The sequence below is a fragment of the Streptomyces sp. NPDC096040 genome (genome assembly GCF_040303265.1).
In the GTDB taxonomy this organism is placed as follows: domain Bacteria; phylum Actinomycetota; class Actinomycetes; order Streptomycetales; family Streptomycetaceae; genus Streptomyces.
In genome coordinates this window covers 1-22,337 of the sequence record NZ_JBEOTA010000059.1, presented here as the reverse complement: position 1 = coordinate 22,337, position 22,337 = coordinate 1, and the positions used below count along the sequence as shown (strand labels likewise).

Genomic DNA, 22,337 nt, shown 5'->3' with positions numbered 1-22,337 from the left:
CGAACGTCACGTAATTCCCCAGGTGCCCGCCGTGGAGGGTGCAGATCAGACCCGTTGTCAGTGGTCGTTGCGAGGATGCTCACCGTGACGCCATTGCTTCTTACTGATATCGAGCGTGCTGTTCGCAGCAGCTGGGGTGCTGATACGAGTCCGCCGGAGTTCCGGATCACGGTGGAGCCCGGACAACCCGGCCCGGGGGCAGTGCGGAGTCACCGCCATGGTTCTCAACGACCGGCTAGGCGGCGAACTGATCCGCGGTGAGGTCCAGATCAACGGTCAGCGTAAGGCACGCTTTCCCGACCCGCTGCGAACGCAGAAGAAGTCCGAGATCGGTCAGGGAAAGCGACTCGTCAGGGGTGTAAAGAATCCAGTTCCCATGCTCTGCGGCGTGGTCCAGCAGAAACTGATGGCCCTGCACCGGATCGCTCCCAGCCAACGGGAAGCCGGCCAGGAAGACCTGCGGACCGGTAACTGCATCCAGCGCGACGCATGCGAGCTTGCCCGCGTCGTAGAACGCCTTCACCCCGTCCGGGAAGTCTTCCTGCTCGTACGAACCACCGACCCCTACCAGAGGCCCAGAGACCAGCAGTGCGTCGGCGACCTCAGCTGGAGACATCTCGAACTTCAGCGGCCCCACGCCTTCTCCGGATCGCAGCTCCCAGCGCTCCCGCTCCACATCTGCGCTCATCCACCCACCCCTACGTCTGACCGACGCAGATCTGTGTCTGTTGCTTTGGTTCGCATGCACCAGGCAGGGACAAGATCCCAACTCGGCTGCTCAAATACCAACTGGAGTGCTCAGTCACACCCACCCGTCCGGTCCGAGTTGGCGCCCGTCGACAGTCACTCGACCGGCCAGGAACGCGTCACGCGCCGCGCTCGCGAACGATCACGCATCTTCTGCCCCAACTCCGCGCCGACTCGCCGGCGGGCCGTGAGCGAGGCGCACAGGGGCTCAGGCTCCGGCGGACGGCTTGGCTCTCGGGCTCAGTCGGTACGCCGAGACCGTTGGATCACCAGTGAGGTAGAACCGGTGTTGCCAGTCGTGGGCCTTGCTCACGCCTACCCGAGGACCAACCTGGATGAGCGCGGTAGGCACTGGCTCACCCTCGGACAACAGGACCGAGGTACCCGTCATGAGGTCTGCGCCGTTGTGCTCTCCCGTGATGCCGAGTGCCTGGCAGAAGTTCCCCGGACCTCGGGCAAGACGTGGGCTCTCGACCCCCTCCCCTCGCCGCTTGCGTGCCAGGTCTGCCCCCTCGATGACCCTGCCTGCCCGGATGAGGACAGCTGAGGCGATGCCATCCGTCCCGGTGACGACGTTGGCGCACCAGTGGAGACCGTGGGACCGGTAGACGTACAGGTGTCCTGCGGGTCCGAACATGACGGCGTTACGGGGTGTCCGGCCTCGGTAGGCATGGGAGGCTGGGTCGGCCGTACCGGAGTACGCCTCGGTCTCCGTGATGGCGATGCTCACAGTCCCCTCGAGGGTCTTGCAGGTGAGGACGCTCCCGAGCAGCTTGGGGGCGACCTCTTCAGCAGGATGAGAGAGGAGATCAATATTCATGCTGACTGCCTTGACATGCCGTAGGTGAAGTAGACGTACACATGGCCGGGGCGACCGAACATCACGTCGTTGCGGGGTGTGCGTCCGCGATAGGCGTGTGATCCGGGGTCGTTGGGGCCGTCGTACGCCTCCACCTCTGTGAGGCGCACCGCGATCGGACCGTCCGGGGTGCTTCGGAGGAGGATGCGGCCGAGGAGGTCGGGGGCGACCTCCACTACCGGGCGGTCGAAGAAGTCCCTGGGGAGTGACGTACGGTCCGGGGGCGTGATCATGGCGTCCGAGCCTAGTCCAGGCCGGGCGTGCCAAGGGGTGGTCAAGGAATCGTCTCCTTGTCAGGGTGTGGGCCGGAACCGGTCGCGGCCGGATCGCGTTTCTAGGGATCAAGGGTCCGTACGTAAAGGGAGAGTCATGGGGTTCAAGAAGCTGCTCGCGAGCCTGGGGGCCGGTGGGGCTTCCGTCGAGACGGTGCTCACCGAGGTCAACGTCGTACCCGGCGGTGTTGTCCAGGGCGAGGTGCGGATCCAGGGCGGCTCGGTGAACCAGGAGATCCAGGGGTTGTGCGTGGGTCTTCAGGCGCGGGTCGAGGTGGAGAGCGGCGACGAGGAGTACAAGCAGAACATCGACTTCGGCAAGGTGCGGCTCGGCGGTGCCTTCGAGCTGCAGGCGGGGGCGGTGCACGCGGTGCCGTTCGGGCTCGAGATTCCGTGGGAGACGCCGGTCACGATGATCGAAGGGCAGGCGCTGCGCGGGATGCACATCGGGGTGACGACCGAGCTGGAGATCGCGCGTGCCGTGGACTCCGGTGACCTGGACCCGATCAATGTGCACCCGCTGCCGGCGCAGAAGGCGATCCTGGACGCCTTCATCCAGCTGGGCTTCCGCTTCAAGAACGCGGACCTGGAGCGCGGTCACATCCGGGGGACCCGGCAGACGCTGCCGTTCTACCAGGAGGTCGAGTTCCACCCGCCGGCGCAGTACCGGGGTCTGAACCAGGTCGAGCTGAGCTTCGTGGCGGACGCGCACGCCATGGACGTCATCCTCGAAATGGACAAGAAGCCGGGGTTGTTCAGCGAGGGCAGTGACACCTTCCGGTCGTTCCAGGTGGGTCTGCACGACTTCCAGGGGACCGACTGGGCGGCTTATCTCAACCAGTGGCTGTCCGAGGTCGGCAGCAAGCGCAACTGGTTCTAGGCTCGGGAACTGCGGATTCCGTAACGGCTTCCGTAAGCGATCAGTATCGATCAGGAGGTACCGAGGTGACCGAGCTCAAGCGGCGGCCTCTCCCCCATGACTTCCACCCGCCCGTCCCGTCGTTCACGGTGACGAGCGAGGACGTCGAGGAAGGGGCGACGCTCAAGGACGCTCAGGTCCAGGCGAAGGGCAACACCTCGCCGCATCTGCGGTGGGAGGGCTTCCCGGCCGAGACCAAGAGCTTCGCCGTGACCTGTTACGACCCGGACGCCCCGACGGGCAGCGGGTTCTGGCACTGGGTCCTGTTCGACATCCCCGTCTCGGTGACCGAACTGCCTGCCGGTGCGGGCAACGGCAAGTTCGAGGGTCTGCCCGAGGGCGCGGTGCAGGTGCGCAACGACTACGGGTCGAAGGACTTCGGCGGTGCCGCGCCGCCGCCCGGGGACGGGCCGCACCGGTACGTCTTCACGGTGTACGCGGTGGACCAGGAGAAGCTCGGTCCGGACGCCGATGCGTCGCCTGCCGTCGTCGGGTTCAATCTGCGGTTCCACGCGATCGCGCGTGCGCACTTGATCGGCGAGTACGAGAACCCCGAGAAGGGCTGACGCACCGCGCGAAAATCAGCCGAGCGTTCATTGAACGTTTGCCCGTCCCTGGTCTTGGAAGTGATCAGGGACGGGCAGTTTTTATTGCGTTGTCCATCTCGGCGCGCCCGTCCAGAGTTGATCCAAGCCCGCCGGGGGTGGGCACGGTGCACATGGGAGGTGGGCTGGATGCGTGACACGCTGGTGCTGAACGCGAGCTTCGAGCCGCTGTCTACGGTGACTTTGAACCGCGCCGTCGTCCTGGTGCTCCAGGACAAGGCCGTCGTCGAGCAGGCCCACCCCGAACTGCGCATGCGCGGTACCGATGTGGACATACCTGCGCCTCGGGTGATCAGACTCTGCAGGTATGTACGGGTGCCGTTCCGGAGACAGGCGCCCTGGTCGCGGCGCGGGGTGCTGATCAGGGACCGGCATCGGTGCGCGTACTGCGGGCGGCGGGCGACGACCGTCGACCATGTGGTGCCGCGGGCCCAGGGCGGTGCGGACTCGTGGCTGAACACGGTGGCCTCCTGTGCGGAGGACAATCACCGGAAGGCGGACCGGACGCCGGAGCAGGCGGGGATGGAGCTGCTTCGGGAGCCGTTCGAGCCGACTCCTCGGGATGCGATGCTGCTGGCTTTGGGGGCCGAGGACTTCGCGGCGCTTCCTGAGTGGCTGGCGGGGGATGTGGCCGCCTAGCCGTGTGCCTGGCTGAGGTGGTCGGGCGAGTGCGGGTTGTACGTGGCTTGTCGCGCGGTTCCCCGCGCCCCTAAAAGAAGGTGGGCGCGGGGAACGCTTGTTTTACGGCGCCCTAGTCGATGTTCGGCTTTTCCCGGCGTTCCTGGGCGGGGATGTTGTTGCCGCCCGAACCGCCGCCCAGGTTGCCGAAGTTGCCCATCGCACCCGACAGGCCCTTGAGGGCGTCGCCGATCTCGCTGGGGACGATCCAGAGCTTGTTGGCGTCGCCCTCGGCGATCTTCGGGAGCATCTGGAGGTACTGGTAGGAGAGGAGCTTCTGGTCCGGGTCGCCGGCGTGGATCGCCTCGAAGACCGTACGGACCGCCTGGGCCTCGCCCTCGGCGCGCAGGGCGGCCGCCTTGGCCTCACCTTCGGCGCGCAGGATCTGGGACTGCTTCTCGCCTTCCGCGGTGAGGATCGCGGCCTGGCGCGTGCCTTCCGCGGTGAGGATCGCGGCGCGCTTGTCACGGTCGGCGCGCATCTGCTTCTCCATCGAGTCCTGGATGGAGGTCGGCGGCTCGATCGCCTTGAGTTCGACGCGGTTGACGCGGATGCCCCACTTGCCGGTGGCCTCGTCGAGGACGCCGCGCAGCGCCGCGTTGATCTCCTCTCGGGAGGTCAGGGTGCGCTCGAGGTCCATGCCGCCGATGATGTTGCGGAGCGTGGTGACCGTGAGTTGCTCGATGGCCTGGATGTAGCTGGCGACCTCGTAGGTGGCCGCCCGGGCGTCCGTCACCTGGTAGTAGATGACTGTGTCGATGTTCACGACCAGGTTGTCCTGGGTGATCACCGGCTGGGGCGGGAACGGGACAACCTGTTCGCGCAGGTCGATGCGGTTGCGGATGGTGTCGATGAACGGGACCACGATGTTGAGGCCGGCGTTGAGTGTCCGCGTGTAGCGACCGAACCGCTCGACGATGGCGGCGCTCGCCTGTGGGATGACTTGGATCGTCTTGATCAGGGCGATGAAGACCAACACCACCAGAATGACCAGGACGATGATGACCGGTTCCATCGTCGGCTCCCCGTACCCTTCTCCGCTTCGGCGCTTCGGCAGATCTTATGGTTGTTGAAGATCTTGCTGGACGAGTGTGTCAGACACACGCGCAACTCGGGGACACTTCGGTTCAGTTGAGTCTTACGAGGTCAGATGACGATCGCCGTGGCCCCTTCGATCTCCACGACATCCACTTCCTGTCCCACCTCGTAGGCGTTCGTGGGATCGAGAGAGCGGGCCGACCAGACCTCGCCGGCCAGCTTGATCCGTCCGTCCGAGCCGTCGACGCGCTCCAGTACGACGGCTTGTCTGCCCTTCAACGCGTCGATGCCGGTGGCGAGTTGGGGCCGCTGGGCTGCATGCCGGTTTGCGATGGGCCGTACGACGGCGATCAGGGCGACCGAGACGACGACGAAGACGAGCACCTGGATCACGGCGCCCGCGCCGAGTCCGGCGGTACCGGCGGCGGCCACGGCACCGACCGCGAACATGCCGAACTCCGGCATCGCGGTCACGACGAGCGGGATGCCGAGCGCCGCCGCGACGACGAGCCACCACACCCATGCGTCGATGTTGTTCACGTTGTCATGGTAGGGCCGGGGGTGCCCACCCCGACAGGGTGCTTTGCGGGGTCAGGGCCCGTCAGGACAGGGGCAGTCCGTGGGCGGTCCAGCGGTCGCCCAGCTGCTCGACGACGAGCGGGAGGCCGAAGCAGAGGGAGAGGTTGCGGGAGGAGAGTTCGAGCTCCAGCGGGCCGGCGGTGAGGACCTTGCCCTGGCGGATCATGAGGACGTGGGTGAAGCCCGGGGCGATCTCCTCGACATGGTGGGTGACCATGATCATGGAGGGGGCGATCGGGTCGCGGGCGAGCCGGCCGAGGCGGCGGACCAGGTCCTCGCGGCCGCCGAGGTCGAGGCCGGCGGCGGGCTCGTCGAGCAGCAGCAGCTCGGGGTCGGTCATCAGGGCGCGGGCGATCAGGGTGCGCTTGCGCTCGCCCTCGGAGAGGGTGCCGAATTTCCGGTCCACGTAGTCGGTCATGCCGAGGCGGTCGAGGAAGGCGCGGGCGCGCTGCTCGTCGACCTCGTCGTACTCCTCCTGCCAGTGGGCGGTCATGCCGTAGGCGGCGGTGAGTACGGTCTCCAGGACGGTCTGGCGCTTGGGGAGCTTCTCGGCCATGGCGATGCCGGCCACGCCGATGCGGGGGCGCAGGTCGAAGACGTCGACCTTGCCGAGGGTGTCGCCGAGGACGGTGGCGGTGCCCTTGCTGGGGAAGAGGTAGCTTGAGGCGATGTTGAGGAGGGTGGTCTTGCCGGCGCCGTTGGGACCGAGGATGACCCAGCGCTCGCCCTCCTTCACCGACCAGGAGACCTGGTCCACCAGAGCCCGGCCCTCCCGGACCACGGATACGTCCTGAAGCTCCAGAACATCGCTCATGAGCGCGTTGTCTCCCCTTGCAGTGTGGCCGGTCTCGGCTGTCGCGTACGCCTGTGGCTCGGGCGGCGGCGCGGGTGGGCGCAGCCCTTATGAAATCTACGCCACGAGTGCGGCGCTCCATTCCATCGGTCCGGTCCTTAGGGTGGGAGCATGCTCTCGGAACCGCGTTCAGGACGCCTCGCCGCTTGGGGAAATGCCCTATTGGCCGGACTTGTCTCTCCGGATGACGCCGTGCTCGCCATCGTGGGCGAGGACGCGGTGCACCGGGTGGAGGGGCTGCCCGAGGAGTCCGCTCCGGTCGGGCTCACGTTGGCGCTGGGGCGGTTGCGGACGCTGGGGGCGACCGGGCTCCGGGTCGCGCTGCCGGCGTCGGGGCATCCGCTGGGGCTGAGCGGTCCGCCGGAGTTCAACGCGCGGGCCCTGGAGGCCGAGGAAGCGGTGATCTGTTACGGCGCCGCGTTCGGGCTGGTGCCGGAGGTGTACGAGGCCGGCCCCGCCGGTGATGTGCATGTCGAGGTGATCTGGCATGTGCTGTCGGTGCGGGAGGCGCCGCCTGCGGACGTGCCCTCGCTGGGCGAGGCCGAGCGGGAGTTGGCGGAGGCGCTCAGGGACGCGACCGAGATGCTGTCGAAGCTGGATGTCGCCGGGTCGGGTCCGGTGGCGGAGGCGGCGATCGACGCGTACCGGGCGCGGGCCGAGCGGGGGCGGGAGGTGCTGGCCCCTGGGTATCCCCCGCGGGCGGTGCGCGTCATTGAGCTGGCGCAGCGGGTGGGGTTGCTGGTCTCACTGGCGTACGAGAACGGGCACGGGGGCGCGGTGAGCGCGTCGGAGATGGCGGCGCGGTCGCTGGCGCTGCGGCCGGTGGAGCGGACGGCCCGGCGGGCGCAGGTGGCGGCGTACAACTCGGTGGTGGAGGAGCGCGAGCGGGGGCGTTAGGACGCCTGGGGGCTATGCCGGCCGGCGTTGGCCCTCGACGGTCGTGCCGGTCCTGCTTGCCGGAGGCGACGCCCGGCGAGGCAACGGCGAACCGGCGGAGGCGCCCGCTGCGACACCGGCGGGTCGACGTCTGAGGGGCCCTCGGTGGTACGGGGCATCGGTCCGCGACTGCCTGTTCGGATCACTGGGCTTAAAAGCCGCTGGGCGCAAAAGCCAATGGCCGTAAAAGCAGCTGGCCACAAAAGCCGACCGGCCTTCCGGGGGCGCCCGGAAGGCCGGAGGTCGATGCCGCTGTGCGGCGCGGTCTCAGTGGTTGAGGCCGAGGTTGCCGAAGGCGGGGTTCAGCACGCCGATGACGTTGACGCTGTTGCCGACGGCGTTGACCGGGATGTGCACGGGAGCCTGGATGACGTTGCCCGACACGACGCCCGGAGAGCCCTGGGCCTGGCCGTCGGCGTGCGAGCCGCCGGTGTGGGCGGAGGCCATCCCCGCGCCCGCGGCCATGATCCCGCCGGCCACCATCGTCACGGCCGCTGCCTTCTTCAGGTTCTTCACTTCTTGAGCCCTCCTTGGCGATCGCCGCGGCGGTCGCCGCAGCACGCACTGAAGAACGCTGGGAGCCGGCAGAGGATGCGCCGTCCGGGTGACATTCCCACGACGGTATGAATCTCAGCCCGGAAGGCGACCCTCCATGTTGCCGTCGGTGAAGCGTTGCGGAGGGCGTTTCAGCCGGTCACGCCATGGCGAACGGCCCACAGGGCGGCCTGGGTGCGGTCGGCGAGGTCGAGTTTCATCAGGATGTTCGAGACGTGCGTCTTGACGGTCTTCTCGGACAGCACCAGGGCGCGGGCTATCTCGCGGTTGGAGCGGCCGTCGGCGATCAGCCCGAGCACCTCGCGCTCCCGCTCGGTGAGTGACCCTCCCCTGCCCTGGCCGGAGTTGGCCTCCTCCTGGGAGAGCAGGGCGCCGGCCACCTCGGGCTGGAGCAGGACGTGCCCGGCGTGCACCGAGCGGATGGCGGTGGCGAGCGCGTCGGGATCGACGTCCTTGTATACGTACCCGGCGGCGCCGGCGCGTAGGGCCGGGACCACCGTGCGCTGCTCGGTGAAGCTGGTGACGATGAGCACGCGCGCGGGGTTGGCGAGTTCACGGAGTTTGCGGAGGGCCTCCACGCCGTCCATGCCGGGCATCTTGACGTCCATGAGGACGACGTCGGGGCTCAGCTCCTGCGCGCGCTCGACCCCTTCGGCGCCGTCGGCGGCCTCGCCGACGACCTCTATGTCGTCCTGGATCTCAAGGAAGGTACGCAGTCCCCGGCGGACGACCTGGTGGTCGTCGACGAGCAGGACCCTGATCGCGTCAGCCACCGGGGACCTCCATCTCGATCGTGGTGCCCTTGCCGGGCGCCGATTCCACGGTCAGCGTGCCGCCGACCCCACTCGTCCGGTCCCGCATGGAGACCAGGCCGAGGTGGCGTCCGGCACTGCGGGTGAGGTGCGGGTCGAAGCCGCTGCCGTCGTCCGTGACCCGCAGCACGGCCCCGCTGCCACGCCGGTCCACGGTCACGTCGACGTGCTCGGCACCGGAGTGCCTCAGGGCGTTGTGCAGGGCTTCCTGGGCCACCCGGAGCAGTGCCTCCTCCTGGGCGGCGGGCAGGGCGCGGAAGCCGCTGCTGGCGAAGGTCACGCGCGCACCGTGGGCGCGGTCGAGGACCTGGATCTGGGTGCGGAGGGTGGCGACCAGACCGTCCTCGTCGAGGGCGGCGGGGCGCAACTCCACGACGGCCGCGCGCAGTTCGTCGGTGGCCTCGGCGGCGAGCGCGGCCACCTGCTGCAACTCGCCCTTGGCGCGGGAGGGGTCCCGGTCCACCAGGGCGGCGGCGGCCTGGGCGGTCAGGCGCAGGGAGAACAGCTTCTGGCTCACCGCGTCGTGCAGCTCGTGGGCCAGCCGGGAGCGTTCCTCGGCGATGGTCAGCTCGCGGCTGCGCTCGTAGAGGCGGGCGTTGGTGAGGGCGATCGCCGCGTGCTGGGCGAGGATGGAGAGCAGTTCCTCGTCCTCCGCGGTGAAGCCGCAGCCGCCCTCGGGCTTGGCACACTTCTTGTTGGCGAGGAACAAGGCGCCGATGGTCTCCTCGCCGTCGCGGATCGGCAGGCCCAGGAAGTCGGACATGTCGGGGTGGGCCGACGGCCAGCCCTCGAAGCGGGGGTCCTTGCGGACGTCGGCCAGCCGCTCGACCTTCGCCTCGCGGAGCATCGCGGCGAGGATGCCGTGCTGGCGCGGGAGCGGGCCGATGGCCTTCCACTGGGCGTCGGTGACACCGTCGACGACGAACTGGGCGAAGCCGCCGTGGTCGTCGGGGACCCCGAGCGCGGCGTACTGCGCGTCGAGCAGCTCACGGGCGGAGGCGACGATCGTCTTGAGGACGTCACGCACCTCCAGGTGCCTGCTCATGGCCAGCAGCGCGGCGCTGACCGCGGCGAGGCCGGACCGGGGACCTTGACTCATGCCCTCACGGTACCGGCGGGGTGTGACACCGCGGATCGGTCGTTGGTGGCGGGGCCTGGGCCGATGGCCGTAGGACCCGGGTCCTAGGGCGCAGGCCCCGGACCGGCGGCGTAGTCCGAAGGGCCCCGCCGGATTGCGGCCCGCGTCCGAGGCGGCCGGGCGGTGCCGTTCCTAGGTTGAGGTCACCGCCGACGGAGGCGGACGGAGCCGAGGGGACGGTTGTCATGCCGGTAGCGATCATCACTGGGCGTCGAAGGGGCTGGGTCGGGCGCTGGCGGAGGCGCTGGCCGCGCGCGGCTGGGATCTGGTGCTGGACGCGCGGGGTGCGGGGGCCCTGAAGGAGGCGGCGGAGGCCGTCGCGGGGCCCGGGACGCGGGTGGCGGCGCTGCCCGGCGATGTCACGGACGCCGGGCACCGGGCCGAGCTGGTGGCCGCCGCGCGTGCGCTGGGCGGGGTGGACCTGCTGGTGAGCAACGCCAGCGCGCTGGGTGCCGAGCCGCTGGTGCGTCTCGGCGAGCTGCCGGTGGCGGGGCTGCGCCGGGCGCTGGAGGTGAACGTGGTGGCCGCGCTGGGCCTGGTCCAGGAGGCGCTGCCGCTGCTGCGGGAGTCGGCGGCGGGGTCGGTGATCGCGGTCAGCTCGGACGCGGGCGCGGAGGCGTACGAGACCTGGGGCGGTTACGGCGCCTCGAAGGCGGCCCTGGACCAGCTGGCGGCGGTGCTCGGCGTGGAGGAGCCGGGGCTGCGGGTGTGGGCGGTGGATCCCGGGGACATGGCGACCGGCCTGTACGCGGCGGCCGTACCGGACGACGACGATCCGCGGCCGGCGCCGGAGAGCGTCGTACCGGCGTTCCTGCGGTTGCTCGACGAGCGGCCGGCGAGCGGGCGGTACGGGGCGCCCGCGCTGGTGGAGGGGCGATGAGGACCGCCCTGCGGGTGCCGGAGGAGTTGTCCGCGCGCGTGCCGGCCGAGCAGCGCGGGCCGGGCCTTGAGCGGGATGCCGTACGGCTGCTGGTGTCGCGCGGGACGGCGGTGTCGCATCACGCCTTCGCCGAGCTGCCGGTGCTGCTGCGGGCCGGGGACCTGCTGGTGGTGAACACCTCGCCGACGCTGGCGGCCGCCGTGGACGGGCGAGTCGGGCACGCGCGCGTGGTGGTGCACTTCTCCACGCGCGGGGACGACGGCCGGTGGGCGGTCGAGCTGCGGGAACCGGACGGCAGGGGGACGACACGCGCGCGTGCGGGCGCATCCGCGGGGAGTGAGGTGCGGCTGCCCGGGGGCGGGCGGCTGGTGCTGACGGAGCCGCTGAGCGCGCGGGGCGAGCGGCTGTGGTGGGCGCGGGCCTCGGGGAACGTGCCGGGGATGCTGCGGGAGCACGGGCGGCCCATTCGTTACTCATATACGGAGCGGGACCAGCCGTTGTCCGTGTACCAGACGGTGTTCGCGCTGCCCGCGGCCGACGGGGCCGGGAGTGCGGAGATGCCGAGTGCGGCGCGGCCCTTCACCGCGCGGCTGGTGGCGGAGCTGGTGAGCCGGGGTGTGCAGTTCGCGCCGATCACGCTGCACACGGGGGTGTCGTCGGCGGAGGCGCACGAGCCGCCGTACGCGGAACGTTTCGCCGTGCCGGAGGCGTCGGCGCGGCTGATCAACGCGGCCAAGGGGGGTGGCAGGGGGGTCGTCGCCGTCGGGACGACCGCCGTGCGGGCCGTGGAGTCGGCGGCCGGGGCCGACGGGGTGGTGCGGGCGGCCGAGGGGTGGACGGAGCTTGTCGTGACGCCCGAGCGGGGGGTGCGGGTAGTGGACGGGCTGCTGACCGGGCTGCACGAGCCGGAGGCCTCGCATCTGCTGATGCTGGAGGCGGTCGCGGGACGGGCCGCCGTCGACCGCAGCTACGAGGAGGCGCTGCGCGGGCTCTACCTGTGGCACGAGTTCGGGGACGTACACCTCATCCTCCCGGAGGAGGAGCCTCACACAGAGCATTGCTCCAGCAACTCCTGGTGAGATTCATGTGTGGCCGGTGTGAGGCCGCACATAGGGCGCACATCACGTACGAACGGACATAGGAGATAAAGGGTCCCACGGTGAACGGGACAGACGACCTAGTCTGTCCCGTTTTGCCCTTCCGGCCTCTACTACCGGGGATCGTACGTCACACCTTTGCCAGGGCATTTTGCGGCCGCTAAGAATGGCTCCCGTCGCTCAGCACCGCGGGTTCTCCCCGCGGTGTTCGTGCAGGAGGAGCCGGTCTCCCCCGCGGACAACGAGCGACCTCCGCGCTATTCGAAGAGGTCCACCGCCATGCCCAAAAGCAACCACAGTCCCACGCTGACCAAGCATCACAAGATCGCGCTCGCCGGTGTCGCCACGCTCGGCGCCGCCGCCCTCGCCTTCTCCGCCGTGCCCAGCAGCGCGGAGACCGTCGTGACCGGGTCTCCCCAGACCGCGGCCCAGGTGGCCTACGGCACGGAGCAGATCAAGGACGTCAAGGGCACGGTCACCGACCAGCTCGCATTCCAGAACGTCAAGGTCGAGGCGATCGCCGCCAAGAAGAAGGCGACCACGGCCCACGAGCTTCACCTGGCCCATGTGAAGCAGGCCCACGCGGCCCACACCGCCAAGGTCAAGGCCGCTCACGCCGCCAAGGTCAAGGCCGCCCGCACCGCCCACGCGAAGCACGTCGCGGCCGCCGCCAAGAAGGCCGCCCAGGCGCACGCCGCCCAGCAGGCCGCGAGCCGGTCCGTGCAGCGCCCGCAGATCCAGCAGGTCGCCGCGAAGACCTACTCCAACAACCTCGACGGCTGGATCCGCCAGGCTCTCGACATCATGAAGGCCAAGGGCATCCCGGGCTCCTACAACGGCCTGCACCGCAACATCATCCGGGAGTCCTCCGGCAACCCGAACGCCATCAACAACTGGGACATCAACGCCATCAACGGCGTCCCGTCCAAGGGCCTGCTCCAGGTCATCCCGCCGACGTTCTCCGCGTACCACGTCAACGGCACGTCCTGGAACATCTACGACCCGGTAGCCAACATCACCGCCGCCGCCAACTACGCGGCCGACCGGTACGGCTCGATCGACAACGTCAACAGCGCGTACTGAGGCCCGGCGCGGACCTCTGCACGCACACGCCGAAGGGCGGCACCCCACTGCGGGGCGCCGCCCTTCGGCGTCGTACGGGCGACTACTTGCGCATGACCTCGGGCTCGTGGCGGCGCAGGAAGCGGGCCACCAGGAAGCCGCAGATCACACCGAGGACGATCAGCGCGGCCATGTCCATGGTCCAGGCGCCGGCCGTGTGGTTCCACAGCGGGTCCGTGCTCGTCGGGTCGTCGGTGTTCGGTGCGATGTTGTTGAAGTCCAGCGTGGCGCCGTCGGCGCCCACCGCCCAACGGGACGGCATCAGGTACGAGACCTGGTTGACGCCGACCGCTCCGTTCAGGTTGAACAGGCAGCCGGTGAACACGACCTGGATGATCGCGAACATCACCAGCAGCGGCATGGTCTTCTCGGACGTCTTCACCAGCGAGGAGATGACCAGGCCGAACATCATCGAGGTGAACCCGAGCCCCATGATCGGGATACAGAGCTCGAAGAGGGTGGAGTGGCCGAGGACCACGCCCTGGTCGGGGATCTCCCGGCTGGAGAAGCCGATCAGGCCGACCATCAGGCCCTGCAGCACGGTGATCACGCCGAGCACGACCACCTTGGACATCAGATACGCCGACCGGGACAGGCCGGTCGCCCGCTCCCGTTCGTAGATGACCCGTTCCTTGATCAGCTCACGCACGGAGTTCGCGGCGCCCGCGAAACAGGCGCCGACGGCGAGGATCAACAGGACCGTGGTCGCCGTGCCGTTCGGGACGGGCACTCCGTTCTTCAGGCTCCTGTTCACCAGCAGGCCCTTGTCGCTGTCGATCAGCAGACTGACCGCGCCGAGCACCGCCGGCAGGATCACCGTCAGCGCCAGGAAACCCTTGTCGGAGGCGATGACCGCCACGTACCGCCGTACCAGGGTCAGCAGCTGCGACCCCCAGCTCTGCGGCTTCTTCGGCCTCATCGCCTGCATCGCGGGCATCTGTACGGACTGCGGGGCGATCGCGTCGATGTCCGCGGCGTACATCTGGTAGTGCTGCGAGCCCTTCCAGCGGCCCGCCCAGTCGTAGTCGCGGTAGTTCTCGAAGGCGGAGAAGACATCGGCCCAGGTGTCGTAGCCGAAGAAGTTCAGCGCCTCCTCGGGCGGCCCGAAGTAGGCGACCGCGCCGCCCGGCGCCATCACCAGGAGCTTGTCGCACAGCGCCAGCTCGGCCACCGAGTGGGTGACGACGAGGACGGTACGCCCGTCGTCGGCGAGGCCGCGCAGCAGCTGCATGACATCGCGGTCCATGCCCGGGTCGAGGCCCGAGGTGGGCTCGTCGAGGAAGATCAGCGACGGCTTGGTGAGCAGCTCCAGGGCCACAGAGACCCGCTTGCGCTGCCCGCCGGAGAGGGACGTGACCTTCTTGTCCTTGTGGATGTCGAGCTTCAGCTCGCGCAGCACCTCGTCGATGCGGTCGTCGCGCTCCTGGCCGGTGGTGTCGGCCGGGAAGCGCAGCTTGGCCGCGTACTTGAGGGCCTTCTTGACGGTCAGCTCCTTGTGCAGGATGTCGTCCTGCGGGACCAGACCGATGCGCTGGCGCAGCTCGGCGAACTGCTTGTAGAGGTTGCGGTTGTCGTACAGCACCTCGCCCTCGTTGGCGGGGCGGTAGCCGGTGAGCGCCTTCAGCAGGGTCGACTTGCCGGACCCCGACGGGCCGATGACCGCGATCACGGACTTCTCCGGGACACCGAAGGAGACGTCCTTGAGGATCTGCTTGCCGCCGTCGACGGTGACCGTCAAGTGACGTGCGGAGAAGGAGACTTCACCGGTGTCGACGAACTCCTCGAGCCGGTCGCCGACGATCCGGAACGTGGAGTGGCCGACGCCGACGATGTCGCTCGGGCCGAGCAGCGCACTGCCGCTCTTGGCGATCGCCACACCGTTGACGTACGTGCCGTTGTGCGAGCCCAGGTCGCGGATCTCCATGCGGCCGTCGGGCGTGGAGTGGAACTCCGCGTGATGGCGCGAGACCTGCAGGTCGGACACGACCAGATCGTTCTCCAGGGCACGGCCGATGCGCATCACACGGCCGATGGAGAACTGGTGGAACGTGGTCGGGCTGCGGTCGCCGTAGACCGGCGGCGCCCCCGCGCCACCACCGGAGGCCATGGCCGGGGCGCCCTGCTGCTGCGGGATCGCCGACGGGGCCTGCTGCCAGCCCTGTTGCGGAGCCGGCTGCTGCTGCGGAACCGCCGGCTGGGACCAGCCCGCGCCGCCCGCGCCCTGCGCCGCGTACGGCTGCTGCTGGGGCTGGGGCTGGGATACGGCGGTCGCGGCGCCGGAGAGGCTCAGGCGGGGTCCGTCGTTCGCGTTGCCGAGGTGTACGGCCGAGCCCGGGCCGATCTCCGTCCGCTGGACGCGCTGGCTCTGCACGAAGGTGCCGTTGGTGCTGCCGTGGTCCTCGATGACCCAACTGCGGCCGTCGAAGCTGATCGTGGCGTGCCGCCAGGAGACCCTGGCGTCGTCGAACACGAGGTCCCCCTGCGGATCGCGTCCGAGGGTGTAGGACCTGGACGGGTCGAGCGTCCAGGTACGTCCGTTTGATTCCAGTACGAGTTCCGGCACTCCAAGCCCCATGAATAGTCCCCCGAGTTACCCCCATCACAGGGAGTCTAGGGATGTCGAACATCGTCGGGAACTATTTCAGGCTCGGCCCTCTGACCGAAAGTCGGGCCTTGTGGAGGGCTCGTACGAGCGCTTCGACTCTTTCCGTTGACGGGGTTGAAACCGGGCCGGAGAGTGGTAATCCACGCGAGGGGGACAAGCGCGGCGGAGCGGCCCTGCGCGTCCGCGGATCGGGGGGTCAGCCATGAGCTCTGGCACGTCCGGCACGGGAGTCGAGAACACGAGGCACGGCGCGCGGCTGCCATGGGGTGACATCCTGCTGTCCGCGATCGCCGCCGTGAGCTGGGCGTTGATCGGAATGGCGGGTACGGCGGCGCTCGGTCTGCATCTGCTGCGGGCGGACGCGGCGGGTTCACTGGGGCCGATGACAGCGGCGGTTGTGGCACTCGGTGCGGGTGGTTCGGTCACGCCGAACGGCGATCTGTCTGCATTCGGTCTGAAAGGGGCGCAGGCCACCACGGCCATCGAGATCACGCCACTGGGTGTGAGCCTGGTGGGAGCCCTCCTGCTGGCCTGGTTCTTCTTACGGTCCCTGCGCACGGCCGGAGTTGTGATCGCACCGGCCGAACTGCTGGCCCGCGCGGGCTCGGTGGTCGTGCTGTTCGTGGCGACGCTTGGCGGCCTGGCCTGGGCGGGGCATTCCGTCGTGACGATCGACGGCGGTGCGCTGGGGCTGGACAAGCTGCCGGGCACCGGCGGCGGAGGGGGCGGTCTCAAGATCCCCGGCATCGGGGATGTCGGCGGGCTGCTGCCGGACCGCCTCGGAAACCTCGTGCATGCGAACGCGGCGGTCGGCTTCCGCGTGGACACGGCGGCGACCCTGCTCGGCGGCCTCGGCTGGTCGGTCGGCATCCTGCTGATCGCCCTGCTCGCCTCCCGCCGTACTCCGCTGCCGCGCGGCTGGGAGGTGGTGCACCGGGTGGTACGGCCGGCGGTCTCCGCCCTGGTGACCGTGCTCCTGGTGGCGGTCGCGGCGGGCTGGGCGGCGGCAGCCTATGCGGCGATCGGCGACCCGCACCCGGCCCGGATCATGGGCGCGGCACTGCTCGGCGCCCCGAACGGCGTCTGGCTCGGCATCCCGATCGGCCTCTTCGTCCCCTTCGACGGCAGGGCGACGGGCGTCCTCACCATGTTTCTGCCGCACCCCCTGGACGACCTCCTGAACTCGCCGTCCGACCAGTCGGTGACCCTGGGACACCTGGCCGACCTGGACGGACGGGTGTGGCTGCTGGGCATCGCCGCGGCGCTGCTGATGCTGCTGGCCGGGGTGTTCACGGCGGTTCGGACGCCGGTGGTCGGCCGCGGTGCCGGTGGGGTGGCGGGGGCGCTGCGGGGCTCACGCGACGACGCGGACGGCGGGGGCGGGCGGGGCTCGCGTCCGGGCGCGCTCGGTTTCGCCGGGCTGTGTGCGGTGCGGCTTGGGATCGCGACCGCGCTCACGCTGCCGTTGCTGGCCTGGCTGACGGACGTGTCCGTGGACGCGTCGCTGTCGGTGCTGGGCTTCGACGCCTTCGGCGCCGGTATCGAACTGCACGGGCAGTTGGGCATGGCACTGCTCCTCGGGGCGGTCTGGGGTGCGGCGGCGGGAGCGGCGGGGGCGCTGCTGGCGTGGGCGACCGGCGCAGCCGGCACACGCACGGCGCGGCTGGCACTGGGTGGCGCGGGAAGCGGTGACGCGGGCGACGGGACGACGTATCCGGTGGGGAGCGGGACTCCGGGACGGACCGGAAGCGGGGCGACGGGGCCTTACGCACCGGTGACTCCGTACCGTCCGCCGAATCCGACCACGAATCCCTATCTCCGGGTACCGAACGAGCTACGGGAGACGGGGGGCGGCGGTCAGGAGGCCCGGCCCGAGAGGCCAGGGGAACGGCGGAGCCCGGCGCCGTACGACGGTGGGGCGTCCTGGCCCGACGCGCCGCAGGAACGGCAGGCCCAGGCGCCGTACCCCGACAGCCGGACGCCTCAGCCCGACGCGCCGCGGCAACCGAGGTCCCCGGGCCCGCACGACAGGCAGACGCCCCGGCCCGACGCGCCGCAGGAACGACAGGCCCCGGGGCCGTACGACGGACGGGCACCTTGGGCCGGCACGCCGCAGGAACCGCGGGACTCCAGGCCCGCGGAGGGCGGCCGGCCCGGGGGTGCGCGGGAGCCGCGGGACTCGGTGGGGCCGTACGGGAGTCCGGGACCCTGGGGCGGTGGGGCGCCGGGGTCTGGGGTGACGCCGGCGAGCGGGCCGGGCGGGCCGGGCTATCGGTCGCCATCGGGTGCATCAGACCCGGTGGACGGTCGGTCCGACGGTCGTCGGTCGTCGGAGGAGTGGCGGTCCGGTAGCGGCGACGATCCCTCCGAGGTACCGCCTGGTTCCGACGATGTGTACGGCGCTCCCACCATGGCCCGGCCGATCGACCCGCCGCCCCGCTTCTCGCGGCGCGGCCGAAGGGCCCCGGACGGTCCGGACGCGGGTCCCCCACCGCCTCCCCCGCCTCCCCCGCCTCCTCCCGCGTCGCCGCCCAGGCGGCCCCCTCGGTGAGGTCGCCCGCCGGGGCGGGCCGGCGGGCGGCCGGTGGTGTCTGCACCGGGCGTGGACCGGTGCTGAACTGTGTGCGAAGGCGACGGTCCAGGAGGGAGGCACCTCGGTCTCCGACATCGCACGCACGTTCGTCCGTAGCGCGGAAGCAAGGCCTCGGACACCGACCCGACACTTGTTGTTCCGTGTCCGTCAGGCGGACCACCTGCGCCGCGGGCACCGCGTGCCGGTTACGGTGGTTACACCATGAGCGATCCGCAGACCTCCGAGGTTCCCACTCTCCTCGTCAAGATTTTCGGCAAGGACAGGCCGGGCATCACGGCCGGCCTCTTCGACACCCTTGCCGCGTACATGGTCGACGTGGTCGACATCGAGCAGGTCGTCACGCGAGGCCGGCTGGTGCTGTGCGCGCTCGTGACCCACCCCGCGGCGGGGCTTGAGGGTGACCTCAGGGCGACCGTGCACGGCTGGGCCGAGTCCATGAAGATGCAGGCGGAGATCATCTCCGGCCACGGCGACAACCGCCCGCGTGGTCTCGGCCGCTCCCTGGTCACCGTCCTCGGTCACCCCCTGACCGCCGAGTCGACGGCCGCCATCGCCGCCCGGATCGCCAAGACGGGCGGCAACATCGACCGTATCTTCCGGCTCGCCAAGTACCCGGTGACGGCAGTGGAGTTCGCGGTGTCCGGCGTGGAGACCGAGGCACTGCGCACCGCCCTGGCCTCCGACGCGGCCGAGCTCGGCGTGGACGTGGCGGTGGTCGCAGCGGGCCTGCACCGGCGGGCCCAGCGTCTGGTGGTCATGGACGTGGACTCGACGCTCATCCAGGACGAGGTGATCGAGCTCTTCGCCGCGCACGCCGGCTGCGAGGACGAGGTCGCCGAGGTGACGGCGGCCGCGATGCGCGGGGAACTGGACTTCGAGCAGTCGCTGCACGCGCGCGTGGCGCTGCTGAAGGGGCTGGACGAATCGGTCGTACAGAAGGTGCGCGCCGAGGTACGGCTGACGCCGGGCGCCCGGACCCTGATTCGCACGCTGAAGCGGCTCGGCTACCAAGTCGGCGTCGTCTCGGGCGGTTTCACCCAGGTCACCGACGATCTGCAGGAGCGGCTCGGGCTGGACTTCGCCCAGGCCAACACGCTGGAGATCGTCGACGGGAAGCTGACCGGCCGGGTGACCGGCGAGATCGTGGACCGTGCGGGCAAGGCACGGCTGCTGCGCCGGTTCGCCGCCGAGGCGGGCGTACCGCTGTCGCAGACGGTGGCCATCGGTGACGGCGCCAACGACCTGGACATGCTGAACGCGGCCGGTCTCGGTGTCGCCTTCAACGCCAAGCCGGTGGTCCGCGAGGCCGCCCACACGGCGGTTAACTTCCCCTTCCTGGACACGGTCCTGTATCTGCTGGGCGTCACCCGCGAAGAGGTCGAGGCGGCGGACACCCACGACGAGAGCTGAACCGCCCGGCGATCCCGATACGAGGGGCCCGGCACCGAGGAGATCGGTGCCGGGCCCCTGGTCGTCCCGCGCCGTAGAGCGGTGGCCTACGGTGATCTCAGTCGGAGGGCGCCCAGTAGTCCACGAGCGTGGCCACGCCGGGTTCCAGGGTCTTCCAGGAGCCCTCGAAGGTCACGACGGCGAAGGCGGCGGCGGGAAAGCCCCGGCTGTTCATCCGCTCACGGGCGTCGCCCTCGGAGCTGCCGGCCAGGATCTCGGTCACGCCGTGCACGCCGGGGTTGTGGCCGATGAGGATGACGTCATGCGCATCCTCGGGCACCTCGTTGAGCACGGCGATCAGCTCGCCCGGCGAGGCGTCGTACACCCGCTCCTCGTAGACTGTTTTCGGCCGGTGCGCAAGCTCATGGACGGCGAGTTTCCAGGTCTCCCGCGTGCGCACGGAGGTGGAGCACAGGGCCAGGTCGAAGGTGATGCCGCTGTCCGCCAGCTTGCGCCCGGCGACGGCTGCGTCCATTCGGCCCCGGTCAGCGAGCGGTCGCTCGTGGTCGGTCACCTGTGGCCAGTCGGCTTTCGCATGGCGGAAGAAGACGATCCTGCGGGATTCTGCGACGCTCATGTCACCCAGCTTCGCACGAAACAGGCCATCAGGCGCAGGGAGTTGACATGCGGCTTCGCCCTGGCCGGAGGCGGTGGGGCTAACGCGTGACGATCTGCTGGACCCGCTCGACGAGATGGGTGACGGCCGGGTCACCGGTGGTCGCGTGAGCGTCGGCCGGGTTCAGTATCAGCACCAGCAGGGCGACGAAGGCGAGCGCGGGCAGGGCGAGGGCCCACCAGGGCAGCCGGACGTCGACGCTGCCCGAGGTGGCGGGGCGGGGCAGGGGGTGCGTACGGGCCGGCATGGTCGCCTCCGCTGGTCTCCGGGCTTCGGTGACCGCCCCTCGCGGCCACACCTCGAAATTACGGAATCCGCGGCCGCCAACCCATCCGGTGATCCACCCACTTGACCCTGACCCTCACCCCCTAGGGGATGGTGGTGCTAGCCCCACCATCGGCCGCCGGGGCGGTGGTCAGGGTGACGCGAGAGTCGCGATGACGGCGATGACGATGAAGATGGCGAAGAACGAGCCGAAGACGATCAGCATCTTCTTCTGACCGTTCTGGGGGTTCGGGTCGAGCACTGGCATGGGACCAGTCTGGCACCCCTCCAAGCGGACGGATCGGGCGGGGTGGCCGCAACACCCCGCCGAGCGCCGGTGGGGCCGGGGCGGTGTCCTCGCGTGCCACGTCGGCGCCGGCCGGCCACGGCCGGTACGCGTCGGCCGGCGAGCTGCGGCCGGTCCGCGCCGGCCTCAGGCGGCCGCGGCCGCCTCGTCCTCCACCGTTCGGTCGCGGCCCGCCAGGACACCGACGGCCATCTGCGGGATCATCAGGCCGGCCATGAGGGCGATCGGCAGGCCCCAGCCGCCGCTGTGCTGGTAGAGCACGCCCACCAGCAGCGGGCCCGGGATGGAGATGAGGTAGCCGACGCTCTGGGCGAAGGCGGAGAGCTGTACGACGCCCGCGCTGGTCCGGGACCGCATCCCGACCATCGTGAGGGCCAGCGGGAAGGCACAGTTGGAGACGCCGAGCAGTAGGGCCCAGGCCCAGGCGCCGCCGGCGGGGGCGGCCCACAGGCCGGCGTATCCGGCGAGGCCGCAGACGCCGAGCGCGATCACGATCGGGCCCTGGTGCGGCAGCCGGGTGGCCACGCGCGGGATGACGAAGGCCAGCGGTACGCCCATCACCATGGTGACGGCCAGCAGCAGTCCGGCGGTGCCCGCGGGCACGCCCGCGTCCCGGAAGATCTGCGCCATCCAGCCCATCGTGATGTAGGCGGCGGTGGCCTGGAGCCCGAAGAACACGGCGAGCGCCCAGGCGGTACGGCTACGGGTGATCCGCAGGGCGGGCGGCTGCCGGTCCGCACGCGCGCGTGCCTCGGCCACGGGCGCCGGCGCCGGTCCCCGGTCCCGGACCAGCGGAAGCCAGGGCAGCACCGCGACCGCCGCCAGCCCCGCCCACACGGCGAGCCCGGACTGCCAGCCGCCGCCCAGCGCGTCGGTCACGGGCACGGTCACCGCGGCGGCGATCGAGGTGCCGGCGGCGAGGGCCATCGAGTACAGGCCGGTCATGGAGCCGACCCGGTCGGGGAACCAGCGCTTGACGATGACCGGCATCAGCACGTTGCTGACCGCGATGCCCACGAGCGCGAGCGCGCTGCCGGCCAGGAATCCGGCCGTGCCCCCGACGTAGGGGCGTATCAGCAGACCGGCCGTGATGGCGACCATGCCGGCGCAGACCACCGCCGGCGGGCCGAAGCGGCGGGCGAGGCGGGGAGCCGTCACGCCGAAGACGGCGAAACAGAGCGGCGGCACGGAGGTGAGCAGTCCGGCCACGCCGCCGCTCATGCCCAGCCCGTCGCGGACCTCCACCAGGAGCGCGCCGAGGCTGGTGATGGCGGGCCGGAGGTTGACCGCGGCCAGCAGGATGCCGACGACGAACAGCCGTGGGGGGGGCCCCCGCGGGGGGCACAACGGGCACCCCCACCGGGAGCGGGGGGGGGGGGGCGGGGGGGTGGTGGGGGGGGGGTGGGAGGGCGC

21 protein-coding genes and 3 pseudogenes are annotated in these 22,337 nt (G+C 70.4%); 10 read left to right on the top strand and 14 right to left on the bottom strand.

Annotation, left to right across the window (positions count from 1 at the left end):
* Window positions 1–84: 84 nt before the first annotated feature.
* Window positions 85–283 (top strand): annotated as a pseudogene (locus ABTY98_RS40510) (YunG family protein); the annotation flags it as partial.
* Here the strand turns inward: ABTY98_RS40510 and ABTY98_RS40505 are convergent.
* From ABTY98_RS40505 to ABTY98_RS40495, 3 genes and pseudogenes are all read right to left on the bottom strand, one after another.
* The gene (locus ABTY98_RS40505; protein WP_352226175.1) at window positions 236–688 is read right to left on the bottom strand and encodes a hypothetical protein; all 453 of its coding nucleotides are present in this window, start codon (window positions 686–688) and stop codon (window positions 236–238) included. The pseudogene ABTY98_RS40510 and the gene ABTY98_RS40505 overlap by 48 nt on opposite strands.
* Before the next feature lie 267 nt (window positions 689–955).
* Entirely contained in the window at window positions 956–1,567 is a 612-nt protein-coding gene (locus ABTY98_RS40500) for a DNA-3-methyladenine glycosylase (protein WP_352226174.1), read from the bottom strand.
* A gap of 14 nt (window positions 1,568–1,581) precedes the next feature.
* Window positions 1,582–1,839: pseudogene (locus ABTY98_RS40495) on the bottom strand (DNA-3-methyladenine glycosylase); the annotation flags it as partial.
* A gap of 136 nt (window positions 1,840–1,975) precedes the next feature.
* Between ABTY98_RS40495 and ABTY98_RS40490 the strand changes: the two are divergent.
* The 3 genes from ABTY98_RS40490 (at window position 1,976) to ABTY98_RS40480 (ending at window position 4,041) form a co-directional block, all read left to right on the top strand.
* Window positions 1,976–2,758 carry a sporulation protein gene (locus ABTY98_RS40490; RefSeq protein WP_352226173.1) on the top strand — a complete coding sequence of 261 codons (783 nt, stop codon included), beginning with the start codon at window positions 1,976–1,978 and terminating at the stop codon, window positions 2,756–2,758.
* A gap of 65 nt (window positions 2,759–2,823) precedes the next feature.
* On the top strand, window positions 2,824–3,363 hold the full coding sequence (locus tag ABTY98_RS40485) for a YbhB/YbcL family Raf kinase inhibitor-like protein (protein ID WP_352226172.1): 540 nt from the start codon (window positions 2,824–2,826) through the stop codon (window positions 3,361–3,363).
* A gap of 168 nt (window positions 3,364–3,531) precedes the next feature.
* Window positions 3,532–4,041 (top strand): HNH endonuclease, encoded by a 510-nt coding sequence (locus tag ABTY98_RS40480; RefSeq protein WP_352226171.1) that lies wholly within the window; start codon window positions 3,532–3,534, stop codon window positions 4,039–4,041.
* A gap of 112 nt (window positions 4,042–4,153) precedes the next feature.
* On the opposite strand, the gene ABTY98_RS40475 is transcribed toward ABTY98_RS40480, so the two are convergent.
* The 3 genes from ABTY98_RS40475 to ABTY98_RS40465 form a co-directional block, all read right to left on the bottom strand.
* The gene (locus tag ABTY98_RS40475; protein WP_352226170.1) at window positions 4,154–5,095 is read right to left on the bottom strand and encodes an SPFH domain-containing protein; all 942 of its coding nucleotides are present in this window, start codon (window positions 5,093–5,095) and stop codon (window positions 4,154–4,156) included.
* A 131-nt stretch (window positions 5,096–5,226) separates the two neighbouring features.
* Window positions 5,227–5,658 carry an NfeD family protein gene (locus ABTY98_RS40470; protein WP_352226169.1) on the bottom strand — a complete coding sequence of 144 codons (432 nt, stop codon included), beginning with the start codon at window positions 5,656–5,658 and terminating at the stop codon, window positions 5,227–5,229.
* 61 nt (window positions 5,659–5,719) lie between these two features.
* Window positions 5,720–6,511, bottom strand: coding sequence for an ABC transporter ATP-binding protein (locus ABTY98_RS40465; RefSeq protein WP_352226168.1), 792 nt, complete (start codon window positions 6,509–6,511; stop codon window positions 5,720–5,722).
* 150 nt (window positions 6,512–6,661) lie between these two features.
* Between ABTY98_RS40465 and ABTY98_RS40460 the strand changes: the two genes are divergently transcribed.
* Window positions 6,662–7,447, top strand: a complete 786-nt coding sequence (locus tag ABTY98_RS40460; RefSeq protein ID WP_352226167.1) for an Rv1486c family protein — start codon at window positions 6,662–6,664, stop codon at window positions 7,445–7,447.
* Between the two features lie 306 nt (window positions 7,448–7,753).
* Here the strand turns inward: ABTY98_RS40460 and ABTY98_RS40455 are convergent, their stop codons facing one another.
* The 3 genes from ABTY98_RS40455 to ABTY98_RS40445 form a co-directional block, all read right to left on the bottom strand.
* The gene (locus ABTY98_RS40455; protein WP_351694577.1) at window positions 7,754–8,002 is read right to left on the bottom strand and encodes a chaplin; all 249 of its coding nucleotides are present in this window, start codon (window positions 8,000–8,002) and stop codon (window positions 7,754–7,756) included.
* 170 nt (window positions 8,003–8,172) lie between these two features.
* Window positions 8,173–8,814 carry a response regulator gene (locus ABTY98_RS40450; protein ID WP_352226166.1) on the bottom strand — a complete coding sequence of 214 codons (642 nt, stop codon included), beginning with the start codon at window positions 8,812–8,814 and terminating at the stop codon, window positions 8,173–8,175.
* Entirely contained in the window at window positions 8,807–9,952 is a 1,146-nt protein-coding gene (locus tag ABTY98_RS40445; protein WP_352226165.1) for a GAF domain-containing sensor histidine kinase, read from the bottom strand. Before ABTY98_RS40445 ends, ABTY98_RS40450 begins: the two co-directional genes overlap by 8 nt.
* A gap of 224 nt (window positions 9,953–10,176) precedes the next feature.
* Here ABTY98_RS40445 and ABTY98_RS40440 point away from each other — a divergent pair.
* The 3 genes and pseudogenes from ABTY98_RS40440 to ABTY98_RS40430 all read left to right on the top strand — a co-directional run bounded on the left by ABTY98_RS40440 (window position 10,177) and on the right by ABTY98_RS40430 (window position 13,051).
* Window positions 10,177–10,871 (top strand): annotated as a pseudogene (locus ABTY98_RS40440) (SDR family NAD(P)-dependent oxidoreductase).
* A complete protein-coding gene (locus ABTY98_RS40435) occupies window positions 10,868–11,950 on the top strand; it encodes an S-adenosylmethionine:tRNA ribosyltransferase-isomerase (protein ID WP_352226164.1) in 1,083 nt (360 codons plus the stop codon). Before ABTY98_RS40440 ends, ABTY98_RS40435 begins: the two are co-directional and overlap by 4 nt.
* Window positions 11,951–12,247: 297 nt before the next feature.
* Window positions 12,248–13,051: a transglycosylase SLT domain-containing protein gene (locus ABTY98_RS40430; RefSeq protein WP_352226163.1), complete on the top strand. Its 804-nt coding sequence runs from the start codon at window positions 12,248–12,250 to the stop codon at window positions 13,049–13,051.
* 82 nt (window positions 13,052–13,133) lie between these two features.
* Here the strand turns inward: ABTY98_RS40430 and ABTY98_RS40425 are convergent, their stop codons facing one another.
* Window positions 13,134–15,653 carry an ABC transporter ATP-binding protein/permease gene (locus tag ABTY98_RS40425; protein WP_352226181.1) on the bottom strand — a complete coding sequence of 840 codons (2,520 nt, stop codon included), beginning with the start codon at window positions 15,651–15,653 and terminating at the stop codon, window positions 13,134–13,136.
* A gap of 244 nt (window positions 15,654–15,897) precedes the next feature.
* Between ABTY98_RS40425 and ABTY98_RS40420 the strand changes: the two genes are divergently transcribed.
* Together ABTY98_RS40420 and serB are read left to right on the top strand one after the other, a co-directional pair.
* Entirely contained in the window at window positions 15,898–18,246 is a 2,349-nt protein-coding gene (locus ABTY98_RS40420) for a streptophobe family protein (RefSeq protein WP_352226162.1), read from the top strand.
* 243 nt (window positions 18,247–18,489) lie between these two features.
* A complete protein-coding gene (gene serB / locus ABTY98_RS40415) occupies window positions 18,490–19,698 on the top strand; it encodes a phosphoserine phosphatase SerB (protein ID WP_352226161.1) in 1,209 nt (402 codons plus the stop codon).
* A gap of 97 nt (window positions 19,699–19,795) precedes the next feature.
* Here the strand turns inward: serB and ABTY98_RS40410 are convergent, their stop codons facing one another.
* The 4 genes from ABTY98_RS40410 to ABTY98_RS40395 all read right to left on the bottom strand — a co-directional run bounded on the left by ABTY98_RS40410 (window position 19,796) and on the right by ABTY98_RS40395 (window position 22,271).
* On the bottom strand, window positions 19,796–20,314 hold the full coding sequence (locus ABTY98_RS40410) for a SixA phosphatase family protein (protein WP_352226160.1): 519 nt from the start codon (window positions 20,312–20,314) through the stop codon (window positions 19,796–19,798).
* Between the two features lie 79 nt (window positions 20,315–20,393).
* Complete coding sequence (locus ABTY98_RS40405) at window positions 20,394–20,600, bottom strand: hypothetical protein (RefSeq protein ID WP_352226159.1); 207 nt, start codon at window positions 20,598–20,600, stop codon at window positions 20,394–20,396.
* Window positions 20,601–20,768: 168 nt separating this feature from the next.
* On the bottom strand, window positions 20,769–20,885 hold the full coding sequence (locus tag ABTY98_RS40400; RefSeq protein WP_089107830.1) for an SGM_5486 family transporter-associated protein: 117 nt from the start codon (window positions 20,883–20,885) through the stop codon (window positions 20,769–20,771).
* Between the two features lie 165 nt (window positions 20,886–21,050).
* Entirely contained in the window at window positions 21,051–22,271 is a 1,221-nt protein-coding gene (locus ABTY98_RS40395) for a CynX/NimT family MFS transporter (RefSeq protein WP_352226158.1), read from the bottom strand.
* Window positions 22,272–22,337 lie beyond the last annotated feature (66 nt).

Excerpts from the sequence above, each read along its gene's own strand:
- ABTY98_RS40435 (WP_352226164.1), top strand. The coding sequence starts at position 10,868 with ATGAGGACCGCCCTGCGGGTGCCGGAGGAGTTGTCCGCGCGCGTGCCG.
- ABTY98_RS40420 (WP_352226162.1), top strand. The coding sequence starts at position 15,898 with ATGAGCTCTGGCACGTCCGGCACGGGAGTCGAGAACACGAGGCACGGC.
- ABTY98_RS40410 (WP_352226160.1), bottom strand. The coding sequence starts at position 20,314 with ATGAGCGTCGCAGAATCCCGCAGGATCGTCTTCTTCCGCCATGCGAAA.
- ABTY98_RS40500 (WP_352226174.1), bottom strand. The coding sequence starts at position 1,567 with ATGAATATTGATCTCCTCTCTCATCCTGCTGAAGAGGTCGCCCCCAAG.
- ABTY98_RS40400 (WP_089107830.1), bottom strand. The coding sequence starts at position 20,885 with ATGCCAGTGCTCGACCCGAACCCCCAGAACGGTCAGAAGAAGATGCTG.
- ABTY98_RS40480 (WP_352226171.1), top strand. The coding sequence starts at position 3,532 with ATGCGTGACACGCTGGTGCTGAACGCGAGCTTCGAGCCGCTGTCTACG.
- ABTY98_RS40405 (WP_352226159.1), bottom strand. The coding sequence starts at position 20,600 with ATGCCGGCCCGTACGCACCCCCTGCCCCGCCCCGCCACCTCGGGCAGC.
- serB (WP_352226161.1), top strand. The coding sequence starts at position 18,490 with ATGAGCGATCCGCAGACCTCCGAGGTTCCCACTCTCCTCGTCAAGATT.
- ABTY98_RS40445 (WP_352226165.1), bottom strand. The coding sequence starts at position 9,952 with ATGAGTCAAGGTCCCCGGTCCGGCCTCGCCGCGGTCAGCGCCGCGCTG.
- ABTY98_RS40465 (WP_352226168.1), bottom strand. The coding sequence starts at position 6,511 with ATGAGCGATGTTCTGGAGCTTCAGGACGTATCCGTGGTCCGGGAGGGC.
- ABTY98_RS40475 (WP_352226170.1), bottom strand. The coding sequence starts at position 5,095 with ATGGAACCGGTCATCATCGTCCTGGTCATTCTGGTGGTGTTGGTCTTC.
- ABTY98_RS40460 (WP_352226167.1), top strand. The coding sequence starts at position 6,662 with ATGCTCTCGGAACCGCGTTCAGGACGCCTCGCCGCTTGGGGAAATGCC.
- ABTY98_RS40490 (WP_352226173.1), top strand. The coding sequence starts at position 1,976 with ATGGGGTTCAAGAAGCTGCTCGCGAGCCTGGGGGCCGGTGGGGCTTCC.
- ABTY98_RS40430 (WP_352226163.1), top strand. The coding sequence starts at position 12,248 with ATGCCCAAAAGCAACCACAGTCCCACGCTGACCAAGCATCACAAGATC.
- ABTY98_RS40505 (WP_352226175.1), bottom strand. The coding sequence starts at position 688 with ATGAGCGCAGATGTGGAGCGGGAGCGCTGGGAGCTGCGATCCGGAGAA.